Annotated in this window: 12 protein-coding genes; 4 read left to right on the top strand and 8 right to left on the bottom strand. The window is 47.2% G+C overall.

The features are described from left to right. Positions 1 to 51: 51 nt before the first annotated feature. On the top strand, positions 52 to 1,302 hold the full coding sequence (locus tag FN831_RS09535) for an oligogalacturonate lyase family protein (RefSeq protein ID WP_142527995.1): 1,251 nt from the start codon (positions 52 to 54) through the stop codon (positions 1,300 to 1,302). Here the strand turns inward: FN831_RS09535 and FN831_RS09530 are convergent. The 3 genes from FN831_RS09530 to FN831_RS09520 form a co-directional block, all read right to left on the bottom strand. After that, entirely contained in the window at positions 1,299 to 2,864 is a 1,566-nt protein-coding gene (locus tag FN831_RS09530; RefSeq protein ID WP_142527994.1) for a M61 family metallopeptidase, read from the bottom strand. The two genes, FN831_RS09535 and FN831_RS09530, sit on opposite strands and share 4 nt — an antisense overlap. Beyond that, complete coding sequence (locus tag FN831_RS09525) at positions 2,857 to 3,978, bottom strand: Gfo/Idh/MocA family protein (protein WP_142527993.1); 1,122 nt, start codon at positions 3,976 to 3,978, stop codon at positions 2,857 to 2,859. Before FN831_RS09525 ends, FN831_RS09530 begins: the two co-directional genes overlap by 8 nt. A 108-nt stretch (positions 3,979 to 4,086) precedes the next feature. Further along, positions 4,087 to 4,668 carry a Crp/Fnr family transcriptional regulator gene (locus tag FN831_RS09520; RefSeq protein WP_142527992.1) on the bottom strand — a complete coding sequence of 194 codons (582 nt, stop codon included), beginning with the start codon at positions 4,666 to 4,668 and terminating at the stop codon, positions 4,087 to 4,089. A gap of 179 nt (positions 4,669 to 4,847) precedes the next feature. On the opposite strand from FN831_RS09520, the gene FN831_RS09515 reads away from it, so the two are divergent. After that, positions 4,848 to 5,420 carry a hypothetical protein gene (locus FN831_RS09515; RefSeq protein ID WP_142527991.1) on the top strand — a complete coding sequence of 191 codons (573 nt, stop codon included), beginning with the start codon at positions 4,848 to 4,850 and terminating at the stop codon, positions 5,418 to 5,420. A gap of 67 nt (positions 5,421 to 5,487) precedes the next feature. Here FN831_RS09515 and FN831_RS09510 read toward each other — a convergent pair whose 3' ends face one another. Genes FN831_RS09510 through FN831_RS09490 form a run of 5 tightly spaced genes read right to left on the bottom strand, consistent with a single transcriptional unit; the run spans position 5,488 to position 14,845 of the window. After that, the gene (locus FN831_RS09510) at positions 5,488 to 6,519 is read right to left on the bottom strand and encodes a glycoside hydrolase family 43 protein (RefSeq protein ID WP_142527990.1); all 1,032 of its coding nucleotides are present in this window, start codon (positions 6,517 to 6,519) and stop codon (positions 5,488 to 5,490) included. Positions 6,520 to 6,524: 5 nt separating this feature from the next. Beyond that, positions 6,525 to 8,972, bottom strand: coding sequence for a glutaminase family protein (locus tag FN831_RS09505; RefSeq protein WP_142527989.1), 2,448 nt, complete (start codon positions 8,970 to 8,972; stop codon positions 6,525 to 6,527). A 15-nt stretch (positions 8,973 to 8,987) separates the two neighbouring features. Beyond that, the gene (locus FN831_RS09500; RefSeq protein WP_142527988.1) at positions 8,988 to 9,692 is read right to left on the bottom strand and encodes a DUF3823 domain-containing protein; all 705 of its coding nucleotides are present in this window, start codon (positions 9,690 to 9,692) and stop codon (positions 8,988 to 8,990) included. Positions 9,693 to 9,697: 5 nt separating this feature from the next. After that, positions 9,698 to 11,632 (bottom strand): RagB/SusD family nutrient uptake outer membrane protein, encoded by a 1,935-nt coding sequence (locus FN831_RS09495; protein WP_142527987.1) that lies wholly within the window; start codon positions 11,630 to 11,632, stop codon positions 9,698 to 9,700. 9 nt (positions 11,633 to 11,641) lie between these two features. Then, positions 11,642 to 14,845, bottom strand: coding sequence for a SusC/RagA family TonB-linked outer membrane protein (locus FN831_RS09490; protein ID WP_142527986.1), 3,204 nt, complete (start codon positions 14,843 to 14,845; stop codon positions 11,642 to 11,644). A gap of 131 nt (positions 14,846 to 14,976) precedes the next feature. Between FN831_RS09490 and FN831_RS09485 the strand changes: the two genes are divergently transcribed. Next, positions 14,977 to 18,147: a sensor histidine kinase gene (locus FN831_RS09485; RefSeq protein WP_142527985.1), complete on the top strand. Its 3,171-nt coding sequence runs from the start codon at positions 14,977 to 14,979 to the stop codon at positions 18,145 to 18,147. Then, positions 18,132 to 18,938, top strand: a complete 807-nt coding sequence (locus FN831_RS09480) for a response regulator transcription factor (protein ID WP_246101440.1) — start codon at positions 18,132 to 18,134, stop codon at positions 18,936 to 18,938. Before FN831_RS09485 ends, FN831_RS09480 begins: the two co-directional genes overlap by 16 nt. Positions 18,939 to 19,089 lie beyond the last annotated feature (151 nt).

Raw genomic sequence — 19,089 nt, 5'->3', positions numbered from 1 at the left:
ATATAAATTAATAATAGCTAATTTTGATTCAGGCGCTTTAAATAATGAGCAATGAAACAGAAATCTATTATACTCACTGCGATCCTTATTATCGGTGCAGCTGCTGCTGCTGCACAACCAATCATTGAAACAGGTTCCGTAAAACCGATGCCCGATGTTTGGATCGACAAAGACACAGGTCATAAAATAGTTCGTTTAAGCGGAAACACAGGCAACGCTATCAAAAACTGGTATTTTCATAACAATCCTTTTTTTGGATCACCAGGCCACAGGGAGGATAAAATGGTGTTTTCCGATGTGGATATCAATCAGGTTCCTCAGGTATTCGCCATGAATTTAAAGACATTCAAATCTGTACAGCTTACTTTTGGCCCTTCTCCCAAAACGCTGGCTGCTACCAGTGCACAAAAAACGCATGAATTTATTTACCAGTCGGCCGACACTATATATGCAGGAAACCCCGATACTAAAAAGACCAGATTGCTCTATGTAGTAAAACCTGCTGAACATGTGGGGCTTACCACTGTTACCGCTGATGCCACGATGGTTGCCTCAGCAAGTTCAATGCCTGAGCAGGCAGCCATCCTAAAGCAGTATCCGGCTAAATCGGACTATTTTCAGCGGATTTATAATGCGCATCTGCTCAATACAATTACCACGCTGGACCTGAAGACAGGCATAAGCAAAAAGGTGCATCAGGAAAACAACTGGCTGGGACACGTACAGTTCTCCCCTGTCGACCCCGATATCCTCCTGTTCTGTCATGAGGGGCCATGGGAAAAAGTAGATCGTATCTGGCGTTATAATATCAAAACGGAGCAGTTGGTGCTCATGCACCAGCGTACCATGCCAAATGAGATTGCCGGGCATGAATTCTTTTCAGGGGACGGAAAAGTGATCTGGTTTGATTTGCAAAAACCAAAGGGAAAGACATTTTTCCTTTCCGGCACTGATGTGCAAAGCGGCAGGCCTGTGGCCACTTATCAGATGACTGCTGATGAATGGTCGATACATTTTGCGGTATCTCCGGACAATACTTTCTTTGCCGGTGATGGTGGGGATTCTACACAAGTGGCTAAAGCAAAAAACGGCCAGTGGATCTATCTGTTCCGTCCTGCCGGAAAACGCTTTGTATCAGAAAAACTGGTGAACATGAAAGCCCATATCTACCGGGAAAAGCCCCAAACCAAAGGCCTGGAGCCGAATGTGCATATCTCTCCCGATGGAAAATGGGTGATTTTCGGAGGTAACTTTGAAGGGACCATTCAAACCTATGCAGTGGAGATTGCCGGTCGCCCTTAACGCAACCAGCTGTTGTAGATCTCTGACTGCAGGGCATCCGGATGATCCATCCTGGTCATAATGAAACTTTTATCAGCGGTATCTATCCTTAAACCCGCATATGCCAGGTATTTTGGATAATTTACTGGGGCAACGCTTGTGGCATAGCTGAACAGTTCAGTCAGCTTCAGGCCTGCAGCCCGCTCGCATTCCTGCTGAAACTCCAGATCGGTGAATCCCCGGTTTCTCTTTTGATAGTACTCTTTATATAAAGACCTCATGACGTCGTCCAGTGAGCGGTGATTTTTTGTTTCATGACGGATCTTCAGGTCGAGCAACATCCCCAGCGCACATCCTTTATCGTAGACTGATATCGTTTTCGACTGCTCTTCGGCTGTACGCGCCTGCGGCCTGCCCCGCTGCGCCCAGATCCCACGGCTGGACTCTATCAGTGACTGGTAAAGATGACCGGGAGTATTTTCGTAATTTTTAATATGTTCCTGATAATTTGCCAGAACCCGTTCCCTGCTTAACAGGCCTGCCCTTCGCAGGATCAGGTACTCATAGTAATCGGTAAACCCTTCAGATACCCAGAGCATATTCGTGTAATTTTCTTTACTGTAATCGAAAGGCCCCAGCGCTACAGGCCTGATACGCTTTACATTATACAGGTGGAAATATTCATGTGCAAGAAAACCATACATCGACTCCCTGAATTTCGGGTCTGCCAGCAAAGTGCTGTCATTCGCCATCAGCAAAGAAGAGGAGTTCAAATGCTCAATCCCGCCAAAACCACGGATCGGCATGCCAATCCCCAGAAAGGAATAATGCGCATAAGGTACGTCGCCAATGATTTCGCTGGCGCTCACAGCAATTTTCGTGACATCCTCCATCAACTTTTTCTGATCATACTGCCCCATCTGGTAGCCTATAAATTTCAGTTTTTTACCCTTTACCGATGATTCAGGGAATTCCTGCAGCTTTCCCATCAGAAAAGGGCTGTCATAGAGCACATCAAAATTCGGGACACGATAGGTATTTGGCTGTCCCGGAAGCTCATCCAAACCAGTTGCTACTGTTTGCGGCCAGAGTTTGTACGGTATAATCTGCACCGTAAGTGGCTGCCGGATCTCCTCATCCAGGTACATCAGCAGTGCTCCAGGAACAAAATATCCATAGCCTTCAGTCAGGTTCGCATTTGCGATAAAGGGATTGACGGCTTTTACATCATAACTGAGGATAACGCCGGTACTTCCGGGCTGCACCCGCCAGCTGCTGTCGGCCGCCCTGTTCCATGGAAGTGTTTTTCCTGAGTAATCTGTCGCTTTAAAATTCGAAACCGCCTTCTCATATTCCTGTATTTCGTAAAATCCGGGTGTCCAGGCACACATGCGGAACTTGAGTTCCTTCTGAACAGCCGAAGTATATCTGACCTGAACATGAAAAAGATGGTCCGATGGATTGGGAGCGGATACAGTGAAAGATAAGCCGGGCAGAGCCTGGGCAAACAGCGAATTCACACAACTGCCAAACATCAGCACCAGACATATGATTTGATAAGTATAAGATTTTACTTTAATCATTTTTAATTGTTAAACCGCAGCCCGATGCTGCTGCTGTGATCATTTGATCCAGAAACTCATGTCTTGTTACAGCATAGCTGAAAGAAGGGAATACGTTTGTTCCCTTTGCAAGGTCTTCAGCAATTTCCTTGTAACCATAGTAAACTGCCCGCGATGGGTCAGCGCATAGTCCGGGCTCCCCTCCTTCATCTGGCAGATAGCTGGCTGGTACCACTAATGGCTGTAAGGCGTCTTTTCCAAAAGACACCTGCAGATCGAGCTTGCCAAACTGCAGATGGCCCGTTGGCGAAGTAATCACGATTTCCCCGGCGCTCCCTTTAACCGACCAGTAAAAGTTGTGGCTTTGTGATTCGCCCCCGCTGTAATGTGCAGAAAATATGATACCGTTCAGCAGCGTACCGCTTAACAGAACCTGATCATTTACCAGCAGCGGAGCTTCCCGGTTAGTTTCCCCGATCAGCACAGCATGGTTCCTTGTAGCCAGTTGAGCTGTGATTTCAGTAAACGCGCCAAGCGAAAACTCCACACCATCGATGGTCTGTGCAAATGGGATCGTCATCATATCCGCACCTGATTTGGGATCAAGCAAATAAGCGAGCGACTCTGTCGGGAGGCTCGTGCCCCAGTTATCTCCTGTTCCAATAATCGCAGATGATAACACCTTTCCGATCCTGCCTTCGGCAAGAAAATCCTTCAGGTATTTCAGTTCAGGCAGTGCATGGGCCTGCAGACCGGCGAAAGTCCTGATCCCTTTTTCAGCAGCAAGGTCTGCGAGTGCCTTTGCTTCTGCTGTACCGTTGCCCAGCGGCCATTCGCAATACACCATTTTTCCGGCCTCCAGGGCAGTCCTCACCAAATGATCATGTGCGGGAACTTTTACTGCAACAACAACAAGATCAACGGATGGATGATTTACAAGATCATACTCATTATCAAAAGCATAGGCTATTCCGAATTGCTCAGCAGTAGCTTTTGCGGATTGCATTGCAGATGTACTGACTGCTGTCAGCGTGAAATGCGCTGATAATTTTTGCAATGCGGGAATATGACCTCTGACAGCCCAGCTGCCTTTGCCTGCACCAATAATGCCTACGCCAAGTTTTTCTTTTTTCATAACAACATTCTTAAGGAATTATCTATATCTGCGGGCGCCTCGCCCAAGGCAAATACGTCATTCCATTCATCAGTTTCATGAACATATGTGAAGATTTGAAATCCGGAATTAACTCCCCAAAGTATCATTGAATTTAAGCCTGCTGAGTGACTGGGGCTTGATCCCAAGATAAGATGCAATATGATACTGTGAAATTAATTGTTCTATTCCCGGGTATGTTTTGCGCATGTCCTCCAGTCGTTCAGCAGCAGATAACTTCAAAAGCGCAATCTCTCTCTTACATTTTCTGATCAGGAAAAACTCAGCAACGTATTTGCCAAACTGTAGCCATGCGATATCATTGCTGACCAGATTGTTATAATCGTCCAGGCTGATGTAACTGAGCTGTGTTTCGGTAAGCGCCTCAATCAGATGATCACTGGGTAACTGCGTAACCATGCTGGAATAAGCACTCACCAGATAGCCGTCAAAATAAAAATCTGTGTTATGCTCTTCTCCATCACCGCGTACAAAGGAGCGCATCAGTCCCGAATGAATAAATCCGATCATGTTGCATATGCTGCCCTCTTTAACCAAAAGCTCTTTTTTTGCCAGCGTTCTGGTTTGCCTGATGCTTAAAAAGCTTTCAAAGTGCTGCTCGCTTAATCCAACATTGCGAACTATCAAATGATGAAGTGCTTCCTGATCCATGATTTGTTTTATTAATTGATATTTATTCCCTGCCCCTGATCAACAATCACACCAATCGGAATTTTATATTTTACAGTTAATCATTCCAATTCAGCGAAAAAAATGATTTAACTTAGAGACAACACTTCGTCGTCAGCGGCGAACCACATGACAGTTCTCAATTTAAAGATATATCATAAATGAAAAAATTGAATAAAGGGCAAATTTGGGATTATTTCATTCTTGTTGCCAGGTGCCTTTTAGCTGGCCTGCTCCTCAGCTATGGGTTGGCAAAAATTTCAGGGCACCAGTTTGGCGTTCCAAAAGAGGTGATGAATATGGCCCTGAAAGATATTGATCTGTTCAGAGTGTCCTGGTACTTAGCCGATCATGAGCCATTCAAATCTTTTATTGGTATTTCACAGATGCTCACCGCAATGCTCATACTGTATAACCGCACTGTAATTTTGGGAACTTTCATATCCATTCCCATCTGGTTAAATATTTTGGTTTGGGATATTACCTTTATGGGCCTGATGACACCATTCACCATATTATTGCCGTTTTACCTGCTGCTAACTGTACTGATACTATTGCACTATAAAACACAAGTAATACCAGCATTGCAATTATGTACCAGGAATACCACAATCAAATATAAATACCCGATATGGGCGTATTTAATTCTACCGGTTTTAGCTTTTTGCCTGCAGATTATTGCCGCAATACCGGGGGGCTCCATACGATGGATCGTTAAAATGCTCAATTTATAACAAAGGGGCCGCCAATCCTGGCAAGCCCCTAACCAAATAATAGAACACTAAAAGTTATCCTAAAATCTTATTGCCCGGCAGGTTCCGGCAAGGCCTTCCCTGTGCTTACCGGGATTCCAAAATCCGGTGTCCCGTCAGCTTTCCAGTGAAATTGCTGGGCCCTGGGCGACCGGAAACCACCACATCCCTGCCCCGGCTTTTCATTGGCATGGTACAGGATCCAGTCCTGTTTACCATCAGGCGATTTAAAAAACGAATTATGTCCCGGTGCATACACACTGTTTTCCGGCGATTGCTTAAAAACCGGCTGTTCAGACTTTCTCCATGACGAAGGGCTCAGCAGATCGGCATCAATCCCTGTGCTCAGCATGCCCAGTGCATAAAAATCCGTCCAGCAGCCACTGGCAGAATAGATAATGAAAATCTTGTCCTGATGTACCAGAAACTGCGGCCCTTCATTCACATCCACCTGCGGAGGATTTCCTGCACCTGTAAGTTTGCCATACTTCTCCCAGTCAAATTTTGGTGAAGATATCTTCACCCTCTTACCTGAGATCGTCCAGGGGTTCTTCATTTTTGCGATAAAAATCTCCTGCTTTCCGTTTTCGTCTCCTTCCCAGCCAGACCAGATCATATACAGCTGGTTCTTCAAATGGATTACATCCCCGTCAATCGCCCATTTGTTGCTTGCATCCTTTACCTGTCCTTTGAAAACCCAGCTGCCCTTAAAGGGATCAGCCGATGAATTTTCCAGTACATACATCCGGTGATTACTGTTATTGCCATCATCGGCAGCGAAATAGGCATACCATTTCCCCTGCAGAAACATCACTTCTGGCGCCCAGATATTTTTAGACCATGCTTTGTTTGCTTCAGGTTTCCAGATGCGCTGATGCGGCGCATCCTTCAGCTCTGCCAGGTTCCTGGTCTTCCACAGTTCTACCCCGTTGCCGGTACTATGGGTATAGTAGTAAAATCCGTCTTTATAAAAACTGTAGGGATCAGCGCCCGAAGGCAGCAAAGGGTTAGTAAACGTTTGTGCACGCAGCACAAACGTAAACAGAGAGGTTAATATAAGGATGGAAACAGTCTTTTGCATGCTGCTTATTTTGAGTTCAGTTTAGTATCCAGCAATTTCATAGCATATCCCGCAACTACACTGCGCGCCTGGAAACCAACCTGTTTACCATCAGTAGTTTCATGCCAGTCGCTCAATGGTACACGTGTAGGCGTTTCTATGGCGTACTTATAAATCGGGTCAACAAAGCGCTGAAAATCGGCCTCATTATCTGTCAGAGTAGCCGTCCACATGATCCAGTCAGATTTTGTATAGGTCTTGCGGCTGTCTAAAGGCAAACCGTAAACATTCTGTTTTTTCAGGTAAAAGTCGATCTCCTTTTTGTAAACCTCTTTCGGAAAGATGCCCAACTGAAGGACCTTATCCCAAACCAGGTTATACTTCTGGCTCCAGGTACCTTTGTTGTCAAATGTCAGCGCATAATGATCACCATCGTCGGCCATCTTCATCCATTTCTGGGCCATCTCCTGCGACATCGTCTTGTATTTCACTGCGATATCATGCTGTCCCAGTTGTTCGGCCAGCATGCCATAACTGCCCAGTGCAACAATAGCCTTTACAGATAAATTCGCGTTTCTTGCCAGGTGGCCTGCAAAGTCGTCCGTACACAGCTGGCTTGCCGGGTCAAGTCCTTCCTTGCTCAGGTACTCAGCCCAGGTAGTTAACGTTGCCCAGTGTTTCTTTGCATACTCAGCATTGCCTTCCGCTTTCGCAATCGCAGCGGTAAGGATCACCATATTGCCGGCTTCCTCTACAGGCATATCTTCGCCATAGGTTTGTCCGTTGGCCAGCGGGTAGGTACCCAGATCGTGTGCTGCAAAAGGTTTTTTCCATTTGCCACTTTCGCTGTAATAAAAAATACCGTTCATCATTCCTTTGAGCAGGTCTGGGTTATAAACCAGGAACAAAGGTGCCGAAGGATAAGTAATATCTACGGTATTGATAGAGCCGTTACTAAAGTTCTCCTTAGACAGGAACAGGATCTCCCCATCGGTAGATTTGACCAGCTTATGTGCGGCAATAGCCTGACGGTAGCTAAGGTCAGACAGTTCTGCATAATGTTCTCCACCGGCTTTAAGATTAGCCGCATGATAAGCCGCATCAAAGGCCGAGGATTTTTCAATCACTGCTGCGTATTGTTCGTCCGCAAGTTTCAATTGGTTTTCAATGGTCTGGTCGCCCTTATTGTTCCACCATGGCCTCAGGTTCTGGCCAAAGTACTGAACAGAATAGAGATCGTCATAACCAATCATCAGCTGCTTTTCTACCGCAGCGTTGCCATTAAGGCTGAAAGGCAGAACAGTGGACAGCGCAAGTTTTTTGCCGGTAGTGGCTCCTGAAGCAACTACTTTTCCGGTCACAAAACCCTGCTGGGCAGCATCACCAGCACCGATATACTGTTTGGCAGCACTCTTCTGCCCTGCAGCTACATAAACATATCCCCAGTCGATCCGCAAATCATCACCTGTTTTCTTCAGCATCGGCTGTGCCGTAGTACCCGCTTTTAAGATAGAGAGGCCATTGCTTTGGTAGGCTTTGGCAGTTACTTCTTGCGTAGCGGTATTTACTGCAAGGTCTGTTGAAGCGCCAAAGTAAACTTCGGCATTATGCTTTTTACCATCCTTCGCTTTCAGTTTAAAGCTTACGTACGACACCGGGCGTGAAAGCAAATCAAGATCGCTCATCAGCAGTGGCGAAGTAAAGTCTACATCGAGATTAACATTGCCGCAGTCAAAACTGTAGCTTGTCTGCGTAGCACTCACTTTTACATCGGTCTGTTTGGCGCTGGCGATATTTTGCATCGCCACAACAGGCTTCACATAAACCAGGCCTGCATCAAGCCACTGCCCGCCGGTATTGTTCTTCACATGGATAGCCAGGATGTTCTGGCCCTTCTGCAGGATTTTACTATCTACCGGAACATTGATAAACTTGCCGTTGAAACACTGGCAGCTGTAGATATTCTTTCCGTTCAGGTACACCTCTACATCATCATCATGCATGATCTTCAGCTTCAGGTTGTTAAAATCTGTCTGCGCCAGGTTAAAAGTACGGCGTACCCAGAGGTCTTTGCTTTTCCACTGCGTGGTAGCCTGTCCGTCGCCAAAAGGCGCAGTCCCTGTCTTCCATGCTGCATCAGCGAAAGTACTTTTTTCCCAGCCTGCGGCCGGAGCAGATTCGCTGTATTTTACCGTGTACGCTTTTTCATCAGATGCAGGCAGTACCGTGATCAGGCTTTCTTCCTGATCGCCCAGAAAGCGGTAAACTTTGCCGTCAACTTTAAGCAGGCCAGACAAGGACTGGCTGGTGCCCGTCCAGTGTTTGGTGGCCGAGCCGTTGAGCTTGTCGCTAAATGACCATACGCTAAAATAGGGATCATGTGTAATCAATGGATAAGCAGGTGCTTTACGCTCCTGGGCTGTGACGTTAAGTAAAAGAGCAGCCAGGCTAAAAGATAGGAATCCTCGTTTCATATAAAAAATTTAAGATTAATTCGTTTGTAGTTTCTGCAGGGGCGAAAAGATCATATCCTCTACGCCTGCGATCTTTATGCCGATGCGAACAAAGACATAGTTCTGGGCTGGCACGATTGCAGGAGCTGTTGCCGTAAGGCTGATCGCTGCAGGGTTTGTGATCGCGGTGCCCGCAATTTCTGCACTTGCAATATTATCGGCACTGGACACAAACTGTGTTTTGTTGATATACAGGTTGATCCGCTCTATCGTTTTGGCGTTGCTGCCGGTAATAATCTGATCGGCACGGAAATTGGCAAGCACTGTTTTTCCGGTTACGGTATAGGTTGCGGCCCTGATCATAAAATAAGGTGTAGCCTGCAAATCCAGTGTCTGGTTGCCGCTTACAGTTACTGCAAGCGTGTCCCTTACGCCTGCAGTGGTTTCACGCCACTGGAAGGGGCCCTGACTGGCGGGGATGATCATTTTATAATTGCCGTCAAAAAGTAAAGTAGAGTATGTACCATCCTGGGCAAAGGAAGCGGCAATGGCCCCTACCTTGCCAAACCCGGGCTGGTAAAGCTCCAGCGGTACCTGGTTGTATTCAAGGCCGATCTCCTCGCCGTTATACATGATCCGCCCTTTGAGCGTTGAGGAAGGTGCGTCGTAATTGTCTTTTTTGCATGACGAAGCTCCAAGAACAAACGACAGCAATATGATATAGTGAAATCTGAATTTCATGGTCATTATTGGTTAGGTTGTTTAACAATTTTTGGATTGGCAGACAGGATTTCGTTGGTGATCAGTGAATAGTAATTACCAAACTGGAACCTGCTGGCCCCTGTGACTGCAGAAGGCAGCACTTCCTTATAGATCCATTTTCCATTGTTAGGGCTTCCCGGGCTATAATATTTATATGGCCACAGCGCATAAGGCTGGGTGTTTCTTTTGGTCGCAGAACCGATGTTGCTGACCAGATCGTTTACCGTCATCGAACCGCCGTCCCATACGCGGTGCGCCAGTCGCCATCTCTTCATGTCAAACAATGTATGGCCTTCAAATACCAGCTCTACCCTTCTTTCATGAACAATCCTGTCAAATGTAACCCCGGTAAGCGGTGTGGTCAAACCTGCACGTGCACGCACCTGGTTGATGTATCCGTCAGCAGTGCTGATCCTGCCCAGTTCAAAAGCAGCTTCCGCAGCGTTCAGCAGTACTTCTGCATAGCGGTAGCGGATAAAGGCCACATCACTCTGGCGGCCGCGCCGACCAGAACCGATCTGCGGATCAAGGTACTTGCGGACGTAAAAGCCGCTCTGCGTCCTGAACTCCTGTCCATTGATCGGGCCATCCTTGCCTACTACCTGGATATTTACACTGGTACCCGGCAAAGCTTTCAGGTGGCCTGCATCATCACTGGTAAAGATACTGCCGTCTGCCAGCTGGTAACCTGCCCAGATATCTACGTTTTTACCTTTGAAAGTTGCGTTTGGCAGCAGTACTGTGCCTGCCAAACGTGCATCCCTGCCGGCAAAAGCATCCAGCTGATTGGTATAGTAAACCGGGTTTCCGCTGCCATCTTTGGTGGCGATTGGAGCATATGTGTTATCGAGTTTCTCAAATGCTTCCACCAGGTTGAGCGAAGGATTTAAACGTCCCGCATCCAGTCCTTCATCAGAGATCGAGAACGGCTGGTTGTTTGTTGTAAAACCATGTACCTTGCCGCTGTTCACTTTAAAATCTTCAATCCAGATAGACTCCTGGTTTACGCTGCTTTTGTCAAGAAATATCGCAGCAAAGTTGTCAGACAGATCAGGCAACACCTTGTACAGCTGGTAACCACCTGCACCGCCATTGATAATTTCTTCTGCAGCAGCAAGAGATTTTGTATAATAGCCTGCGGCCAGTGATGCAGGAATACCTACTTCATTTCCCGGTGTGGCAACCTGGGGCGTACCTGCACCATATTTGGCGATAGAGCCTGCGTACAGCGCTGCACGTGATTCCATGGCCAGTGCTGCTGCCTTTGTGGCGCGCGATTTCTGGCTCACATCCGATGGCAGTTTGCTTTTGATCGCTTCTGCTTCGCTGATCACAAAGTCATAAATTTCTGATTCTTTGGAACGCGCAACCTGCAGGTTGGTCACTACCCCGCTGTAATCATATGTAAGCGGTTCAGTGATCAGTGGAACGCCGCCCATTCTTTTCACCATTTCGAAATAGTAATTGGCGCGCAGAAAACGTGCTTCGGCAATAAATCTGGTTTTATCCGCTTCAAGCAGTTTTGTAGCTGCATTGGCGCGTTGTATAAATAGGTTAAGGTCACGAATATAACCATAGTTCCACATCCCCCATTCCATAAAATCCCAGCTGCTGCGCTGAACCAGGAAAGAACTGCCGTTCTCTGAAGGGAAAGCCTCGCTGAAATCAGCAAAGGTGCGCCAGCCCGGCTGATCACCAATAACATAAGGTCTCTCCTCCGGCTGTCCATCCAGACTGGAGAAATCGCGCTGACGGTTGTATAAATCGCCCAGCACAGAAAGTACCAGTGCAGGGTCAGAAAAAGCTGTTTCTTCAGGAATCACCTGTTTGGGTGGAACATCTAAAAAATCGCTGTCTTTCTTGCAGGAACCTGTGATGAGCAGGAGCGCAACTAATGAAAGTATATATATCTTATTCATCTGATTAAATTAAAAGGTTAGGTTGAGACCAAAATTCACGATTTTACTCTGCGGGAACTGCAGGCCGTTATCATCACTGATCTCAGGATCGAGGTTATACTGCTTCATGTTATCAATGGAGAACAGGTTATATGCATTGGCATATACTCTTAATTTCCGCACTTTAACTTTCGCCAGCACTGATGCCGGCAGTGAATAACCAAATTCTATCGTCCTGGCACGCAGGTATTTTACATTGTGGAGCCAGAAAGAAGAGTTGCCCTGTCCATTCAGTGAGTAATCACTGTGCCCGGTACCTACGTTAAACCTGTTGGCAGGATATTTTCCCGGGATCCAGGCGCTGTTGATGTCCAGCGGATCGGCACGGTGCCATCTGTCCAGAAAGATCTCATTGAGGTTTCCCCCGTTTTGAAAGGCCCACCTTCCCTCGTAGTTTTGTGAGTAGGTATAACCTGCTCCACCGGAGAAGTCGGCATGAAAGTCAAATGCCTTATAACTCAATCCGATATTCAGTCCGTAGTTGATGTTAGGCTGTGTACCCAATCCGAAACCAAGAGGCCGCTCATCATACTGGTCGATCTTACCGTCGCCGTTCTGATCTTTATACATCAGGTCACCCGGAATCAGGGAGCGGTTCCCCTTTCCATCGTTATTTACAGTGTAATTATTGATCTGCTCCTGAGAATTGAACTGCCCGATCACCTCGTATCCCCAATCGATGTGCGAATACCTGTTTTCAAGGGAATTCCTGTACTGATCCCATGAGTTAAAAAATAAGGGGTTATAAGAATTAAGGTTCTTCTGACGGGTATAGGAGATATTTCCTCCCACATTAAACCCTACCTGTCCAACCTTACCGGCATAGTTCAGGGCGATCTCCTGGCCATACTGGGCATCAGAGTTCACATTTTCCTGCGGCAGCGTATAACCAATTTCCGTAGGTACTACGATATCGGTCCTGATACCCAGCAGGCCTGTGCGTTTACGGTAGAAGTAATCTGCGCTACCTGACAGCTTGCCGCTAAATAGACTAAAGTCGGCACCAACATCGGTAGTCTTACTCTTCAGCCATGAGATCCTGTTGATTGGAATCCCCTTGTCACGCGATACGATCACCGCATTTCCGTCCAGGATTGCTGTTCCCTGATTGTAATTGTATCCTGGCAGATAAGCATATGGAGCTACGATAGCCTGAGTAGCATCATTGGGATTCCTGTCATCTCCCAGAACTCCGTACGAAGCCCTAAATTTCAGGTCGGTCAGGATCTTGCTATCTCCCAGCAGGTTTTTCATCCATTTTTCTTCAGTGATGCGCCATCCTGCGGATACACTGGGGAAATAGCCCACCCGGTGTGCCGGATCAAACAAATAGGAAGCATCCCTTCTGGCAGATAGCTCCAGGTAATACCTGCTGTCATAATTGTAATTTACCCTGCCGATATAACCGATACGGCGCTCGGTATCATCTGTATCATTATAGGTATCCAGTGTAGGGAAATAGATTAAAGGCAGGTTGTTGGAAATCGGCGATCCGTGTACATAGTTACGCTGATGGATCAGTTCCAGCCGCTCCGCTACGAGGGTAGCGGTCAGATTATGTTTGCCAAAGGTATTGTTGTAGTTCAACTGTGCCTGCTGCGTAGTGCTAAACTCCTTACGCTGCTCGCGCTCACGGTATGGGTTATTACTTCCGCCCGTAATATCGTAAGTATCCGTGGCAGGGCGATAAGTGTAGGTATTATAGGTATACTCATTGTTATTGAGCACATAATCAGCATAATAATAGGAATATACAGCACGGGCGGTTAGTCCTTTCACGCCGGGAATCTGGTATTCTGCATTAAAGTTTGCCTGTATTACACGCCAGTCGCTGCGGTACACACCGGAAAGCCTCTTGTTGAGGAAGGCATAGTTAGACTCACTATGTCCAATATCATTCAGGTACAGAGGATTATCATTTGCATAAGGCCTTTCCAGCGGCGTATTGCGTAAAACGGAATAACGGGCCAGGAAATAATCATCCCCCCCCGGAACACCCGGGTTTTCACGGCTTTCGATACGGCCGTTAATGTTCAGTCCTACCTTTAAACCATTTGCGACCTGGGCGGTAATGTTCGACTGAATATTGCTGCGCTTAAATTCATATTCTTTGCCCAGAACAGAGTTCTGATACAGATTAGTGGCTGAAACGTAATAAGTCATCTTATCACTCCCCCCGGTAAAATTCACATTGATGTTGTTCTGTGGCGCGTTGTTATTGGACTTCAGCACATAATCACGCCAGTCGAAACTCTGGTAGCCGCGTTCTGTACCGGCCCGGTATTTTTCAAGCTCGGCGGCCGTAATGCTGGTAGATCCGTTTCCATTGATTTCTGCATCGGCTTTATACAGCATATAATCATACGAGTTGTTCAGCACTTTTGGAAAACGTGTCCAGTTCTGGTAACCCAGATACGCATCCACATTGATGATGCTCTCACCTTTGTTGCCTTTTTTGGTAGTTACCACAACAACCCCATTGGCAGCGCGGACACCATAGATCGCAGCCGAAGCATCCTTTAGCACACTGATGCTTTCAATATCATTCGGCGAAAGGTTATTGAACTGGCCTACATCCTGCTGGATGCCGTCGATCACGTACAGCGGGCTGCCCATGTTACGGATCTGGATATTGGCACTGGCGCCGGGACGGCCATCAGCCATCCTGAAGGTTACGCCGGGGATTTTTCCCGCGAGTGCGGTGCTTACGGTAGAACCACCATGTACGCGGTCGATGTCCTTGCTCGTTACCGAAGCAATAGAGCCTGTGATGGATTCTCTTTTCTGCGAACCATAGCCTGTAACAACTACTTCCTGCAGGTTTTCGTTACCTTCTCTCAGCTGTACGGAAATACTGCTGCGCCCGTTTAAGGCTACATCCTGACTGATAAATCCGACATAGACGAACTGAAGGATAACATTTTTTGCAGGTACATTGAGAACAAACTTTCCATTAGCATCAGTAGTGGCGCCAATGGCGGTGTTTTTTACTTTTACACTAACACCAATCAGTGTGACACCTTTTTCATCAGATACTGTTCCGGTGATGGTATTTTTCTCCTGGGCGTAGCCAGTGCAGGCAATAAGGAGAAGGAAAACACAGGAGATAAAGACTTTCAGCGAATGCTGGTTTAAGCCAATACCCCTGGTGCGGGCGGGTAAACTTCTTTTCATGTGATTATATTTGGATTGGTCAAATATGACTGATTTTGACTTTCGTCATGTTTACATATCGTATCATTCTTTCTTCAAATTGTCTCTATTTAAGAGAATATTGTATATTTGGTTAAACGATTCTAACCAAATTGAAGAACCTCATCATCGTGCTTTTCCTGTTAACGGTAAAATTTACCTTTGCACAACCCTACTATTTTAAACACTATCAGGTGGAAAATGGGTTGTCGCACAATACTGTATATGGCAGTATACAGGACAGCAGGGGCTTTATGTGGTTTGGTACCAAGGATGGATTAAACCGCTTTGATGGTTATTCCTTTAAGTCGTACCGCCATGATCCTGCCAACCCAAGGAGCATCGGCAGCGACATTATCCATAAATTATACAACGACCAGCATCAGGTGCTGTGGATAGGAACAAGTACAGGCCTGTACCGTTACGAACCTATACACGAAGAATTTTTGCTGCTGCCCCAAACTGCTGCCATGGGCATTGACGACTTCTGCAGCGACAGGCAGGGCAATATCTGGATTATTTCAAATTTTGTCCTGTACCGGCTTGACCATAATGCTAAAAGCTTTTATTCATTTGAAAACAAGGTAAACTTCAGCACCAAGAGCATTACAATGTTCAGGGACGGCAGCATATGGCTGAGCACGCTGGAAGGTACCATAGAAAAATATAACCCAGGGACTGCTGCATTTGAATCACACCTCATTATCCCCCCAAACAAAAGCAACGATACCCGCTGTGTTGCCAAAATCGCCGAAACAGCAGACGGACAGCTGATCATCGGCACGACGAACGACGGGATCAAACTGTATGATCTGAAAACCAAAGCGCTGCGCAGCCTGGCGCGGCTAAATAAGGATAAAACCCCGATCTTCGTGCGGGATATTGAAAGCGCCGCCAACGGGGAATACTGGATCGGTACAGAATCCGGTATATATGTTTACAACAGCCTGAGTGACAGGATTACGCACCTACAGAAGCAGGGCAGCAATACCTACTCCCTGTCTGACAACGCGATCTACACCATCTGCCGCGACCGCGAAGGCGGGATGTGGGCCGGAACTTTTTTTGGCGGCATCAACTATTACTCCAGCCAGTACGCAATCTTCAACAAGTACCTCCCGCAAAAAGAAAGCAATTCGATCAGCGGCAGCGATGTACGGGAGATCTGTAAGGACGGCAATGGCGACATCTGGATCGGTACAGAAGATGCAGGGCTGAACAAACTGGATGTCAAAACGGGTTTTTTCAGCAGCTTTAAACCCGACGGGACCAGCAAAAGCATCGCGTATTCCAATATCCACGGTTTGCTGGTAGACGGTAGCAGGCTCTGGATTGCCACCTTTGAGCATGGCCTGGACATCATGGATATCAGCAGCGGAAAGGTAATCAGGCATTATACCGGCGGCAAAGGCAACAACCTGCGTTCCAACTTTATCATTTCTTTCTGCAAGACCCGGGAGGGGCAGATTATAGTGGCCACGGTAAGAGGAATATATGTATATAACCGGGAAAAAGACAATTTTGACCCGATCCCGGGATTGCCCTTTGTGTTTTATAATACAGTGATGGAGGACAGCGAGGGGCGGATCTGGGCAGGGACAGTCAACGAAGGGGTTTATTCTTTTCGCCTGCAGCAACGCGGCCTCAGGAACTACCGCAGCAGGGAAGGCAAAACCCGCAATTCCAGCCACAATTCTATCAACGGGATTTTTGAGGACAGTCGTAAAAACATGTGGTTTACCACTGATGGCGGCGGTTTATGCAAATACGACAGGCAGCTCCGCATCTTTAAACATTATACCAGCCGCAACGGCTTCCCCAGCAATATTCTTTTTAAGATCGAAGAAGATGACGACCACAAACTGTGGATCAGCAGCAGCAGGGGCCTGATCCGCTTTGACCCGCTTAAGGAAACACTGAAGATCTACTCCCGCTCCAACGGACTGCTTACCGACCAGTTTAACTACCACTCTTCTTTTAAAGATACCGACGGCAGAATGTACTTTGGCAGTGTCAGGGGCCTGATCAGTTTTCAGCCCCGGCAGCTGTATGCCGCAGCTTATGCAGCCCCGGTATACATGACCGCCTTTCAGATCGACAATAACCAGCATCAGCAGAAAGAAAACCTGTCGCTGCTCGCGCGCTCTACCCTCTTTACTGATACGATCCTGCTGAACAGCAGCCAGTCGTCCTTTAGTATCGACTTTGCCGCGATCAGCTTTTTCTCACCAGATATGACGGAGTACGCCTACAAAATGAAAGGCCTGTACAAAGACTGGGAATATCTGAAGACCAACAGAAAGGTCTATTTTACCAAGCTGGCCGCGGGCGATTATACCTTTGAGGCCCGGGCACTGATCAACGGCAGTGACGACTGGAGCAAAAAGAACGTTAAAATACTCATCAGGGTGTTGCCGCCCCTCTGGAAAAGCCCCCTGGCCTATGCGCTGTACGCCATCCTGCTGGTAGCACTCGCCTATTATCTTTTAGTGCGCTATCATCAGCAGATCGAAAAGAAAAACCTCCGGAGGATGGAGATCTTTGAAAATGAAAAGGAGAAAGAGATTTACCACGCAAAAATTGAGTTTTTTACCAATGTGGCCCATGAGATCCGCACCCCGCTCACGCTGATCAAGGGGCCGATGGAGAAACTGGTGAAACAGGCGGTGCAGATCCCTGAGATTAAAAAAAACCTGAAGATCATGGAGCGCAGCACCGAGCGCCTGTTTACGCTCACCAACCAGCTGCTGGATTTCAGAAAGACCGAAACATCCGGCTTTTCGCTGAGTTTTGTGCGCGCCGATATCGCAGAGATGCTGGCAGATATTGTACTGGATTTCCAGGAAAGTGCCGACCGCAGGAACATCGGTATCAGTTTGTCTGTGCCCGCCCTGCCCTGTTACGCGTATATTGATATGGAAGCCTTCCACAAGATCATCAGCAACCTGGTAGACAATGGCTTAAAATATGGCCGCAAAATGCTGAAGATCAGTTTATCTGTCGCCGAGGGCGATGAAATGTTCCGCATCCGCGTGAGCAGTGACGGGAAGCATATCCCGGCAGAACTGGCAGATAAAATATTTGAGCCCTTTTACAGAATGAAAGAAACGGATATGAAACCGGGCACAGGTATCGGCCTGTCGATCTCCAGATCGCTGGCAGAACTGCACAATGGCTATCTGCGGCTTGAAAATACCGCTGCCGAAGCAAACATATTTACTGTGGCACTTCCCGTGCATCAGCTGGTAGAATTTAACCTCAATGGAAAATGGAAAAAAATGTAGTCCTTGAAATGGAAGAAACACACCCTGCAGCGATCAGGAATGTGGTGCTGCTGGTAGACGACAGTGAGGAAATCCTGGATTTTATTGCAGACGATCTCGCTGACAAATATACGGTACTGACGGCCAGAAATGGCCATGAGGCACTGGACCTGCTGCAGCAGCATATCGTGCAGCTGGTAGTAAGCGACGTAATGATGCCCGGAATGGATGGATTTGAATTATGTGAACTGATCAAATCCGGAATTGAGTTCAGCCACATCCCGGTGGTACTGCTCACCGCAAAGGATACCCTGCAGTCCAAGATCAAAGGCCTGGAACTGGGCGCCGATGCGTATGTGGAGAAGCCTTTCTCCCCAGAATTCCTGCAGGTGCAGATTGCCTCACTGATCAAAAACCGCAATAAGATCAAAGCATACTTTGCAAGCTCCCCGCTGATCCATATCAAAAGCATCGCGTATTCAAAGGCAGACGAGCTGTTCCTGGGCAAACTGCAGGATACCATACACCGGCACCTCGAAGATCCCGACCTGGATGTAGATACGCTGGCCGCACAGCTCAACATGAGCAGGCCTACCCTGTACCGCAAGATCAGGTCGGTTTCTGATATGAGCCCCAATGAACTGATCAACCTGGCACGCCTGAAACGCGGTGCGGAACTGCTCAGTGAGGGTACACTCAAAATCTATGAGATTGCAGAACTGGTAGGTTACCGCTCACACACCAACTTCGGGCGTAATTTTACCAAACAGTTTGGAATGTCGCCCACAGATTATGTGAAACGCCCTAAATAACAGCTACATTTCCACAGGTAACTCTGCTCAGCTCTTCAATCGAGTCTGTCAAGGCTGTCTGCTGCCACCTTCAAATGTTTGAATTTTGCAATCAATTGTTTGAAATCTATTATTTGATTGTTCAGACAAGAGCTTACCTTTATCTCAACTT

It is taken from the genome of Pedobacter westerhofensis, from assembly GCF_900182595.1.
In the GTDB taxonomy this organism is placed as follows: Bacteria; Bacteroidota; Bacteroidia; order Sphingobacteriales; family Sphingobacteriaceae; genus Pedobacter; species Pedobacter westerhofensis.
The sequence above is the reverse complement of the archived record's forward strand: the minus strand, read 5'-3'. Positions and strand labels throughout refer to the sequence as shown.

Coding starts and splice junctions, on each gene's coding strand:
- FN831_RS09535 (WP_142527995.1), top strand. CDS start 52: ATGAAACAGAAATCTATTATACTCACTGCGATCCTTATTATCGGTGCA.
- FN831_RS09490 (WP_142527986.1), bottom strand. CDS start 14,845: ATGAAAAGAAGTTTACCCGCCCGCACCAGGGGTATTGGCTTAAACCAG.
- FN831_RS09505 (WP_142527989.1), bottom strand. CDS start 8,972: ATGAAACGAGGATTCCTATCTTTTAGCCTGGCTGCTCTTTTACTTAAC.
- FN831_RS09495 (WP_142527987.1), bottom strand. CDS start 11,632: ATGAATAAGATATATATACTTTCATTAGTTGCGCTCCTGCTCATCACA.
- FN831_RS09530 (WP_142527994.1), bottom strand. CDS start 2,864: ATGATTAAAGTAAAATCTTATACTTATCAAATCATATGTCTGGTGCTG.
- FN831_RS09515 (WP_142527991.1), top strand. CDS start 4,848: ATGAAAAAATTGAATAAAGGGCAAATTTGGGATTATTTCATTCTTGTT.
- FN831_RS09525 (WP_142527993.1), bottom strand. CDS start 3,978: ATGAAAAAAGAAAAACTTGGCGTAGGCATTATTGGTGCAGGCAAAGGC.
- FN831_RS09510 (WP_142527990.1), bottom strand. CDS start 6,519: ATGCAAAAGACTGTTTCCATCCTTATATTAACCTCTCTGTTTACGTTT.
- FN831_RS09480 (WP_246101440.1), top strand. CDS start 18,132: ATGGAAAAAAATGTAGTCCTTGAAATGGAAGAAACACACCCTGCAGCG.
- FN831_RS09520 (WP_142527992.1), bottom strand. CDS start 4,668: ATGGATCAGGAAGCACTTCATCATTTGATAGTTCGCAATGTTGGATTA.
- FN831_RS09500 (WP_142527988.1), bottom strand. CDS start 9,692: ATGAAATTCAGATTTCACTATATCATATTGCTGTCGTTTGTTCTTGGA.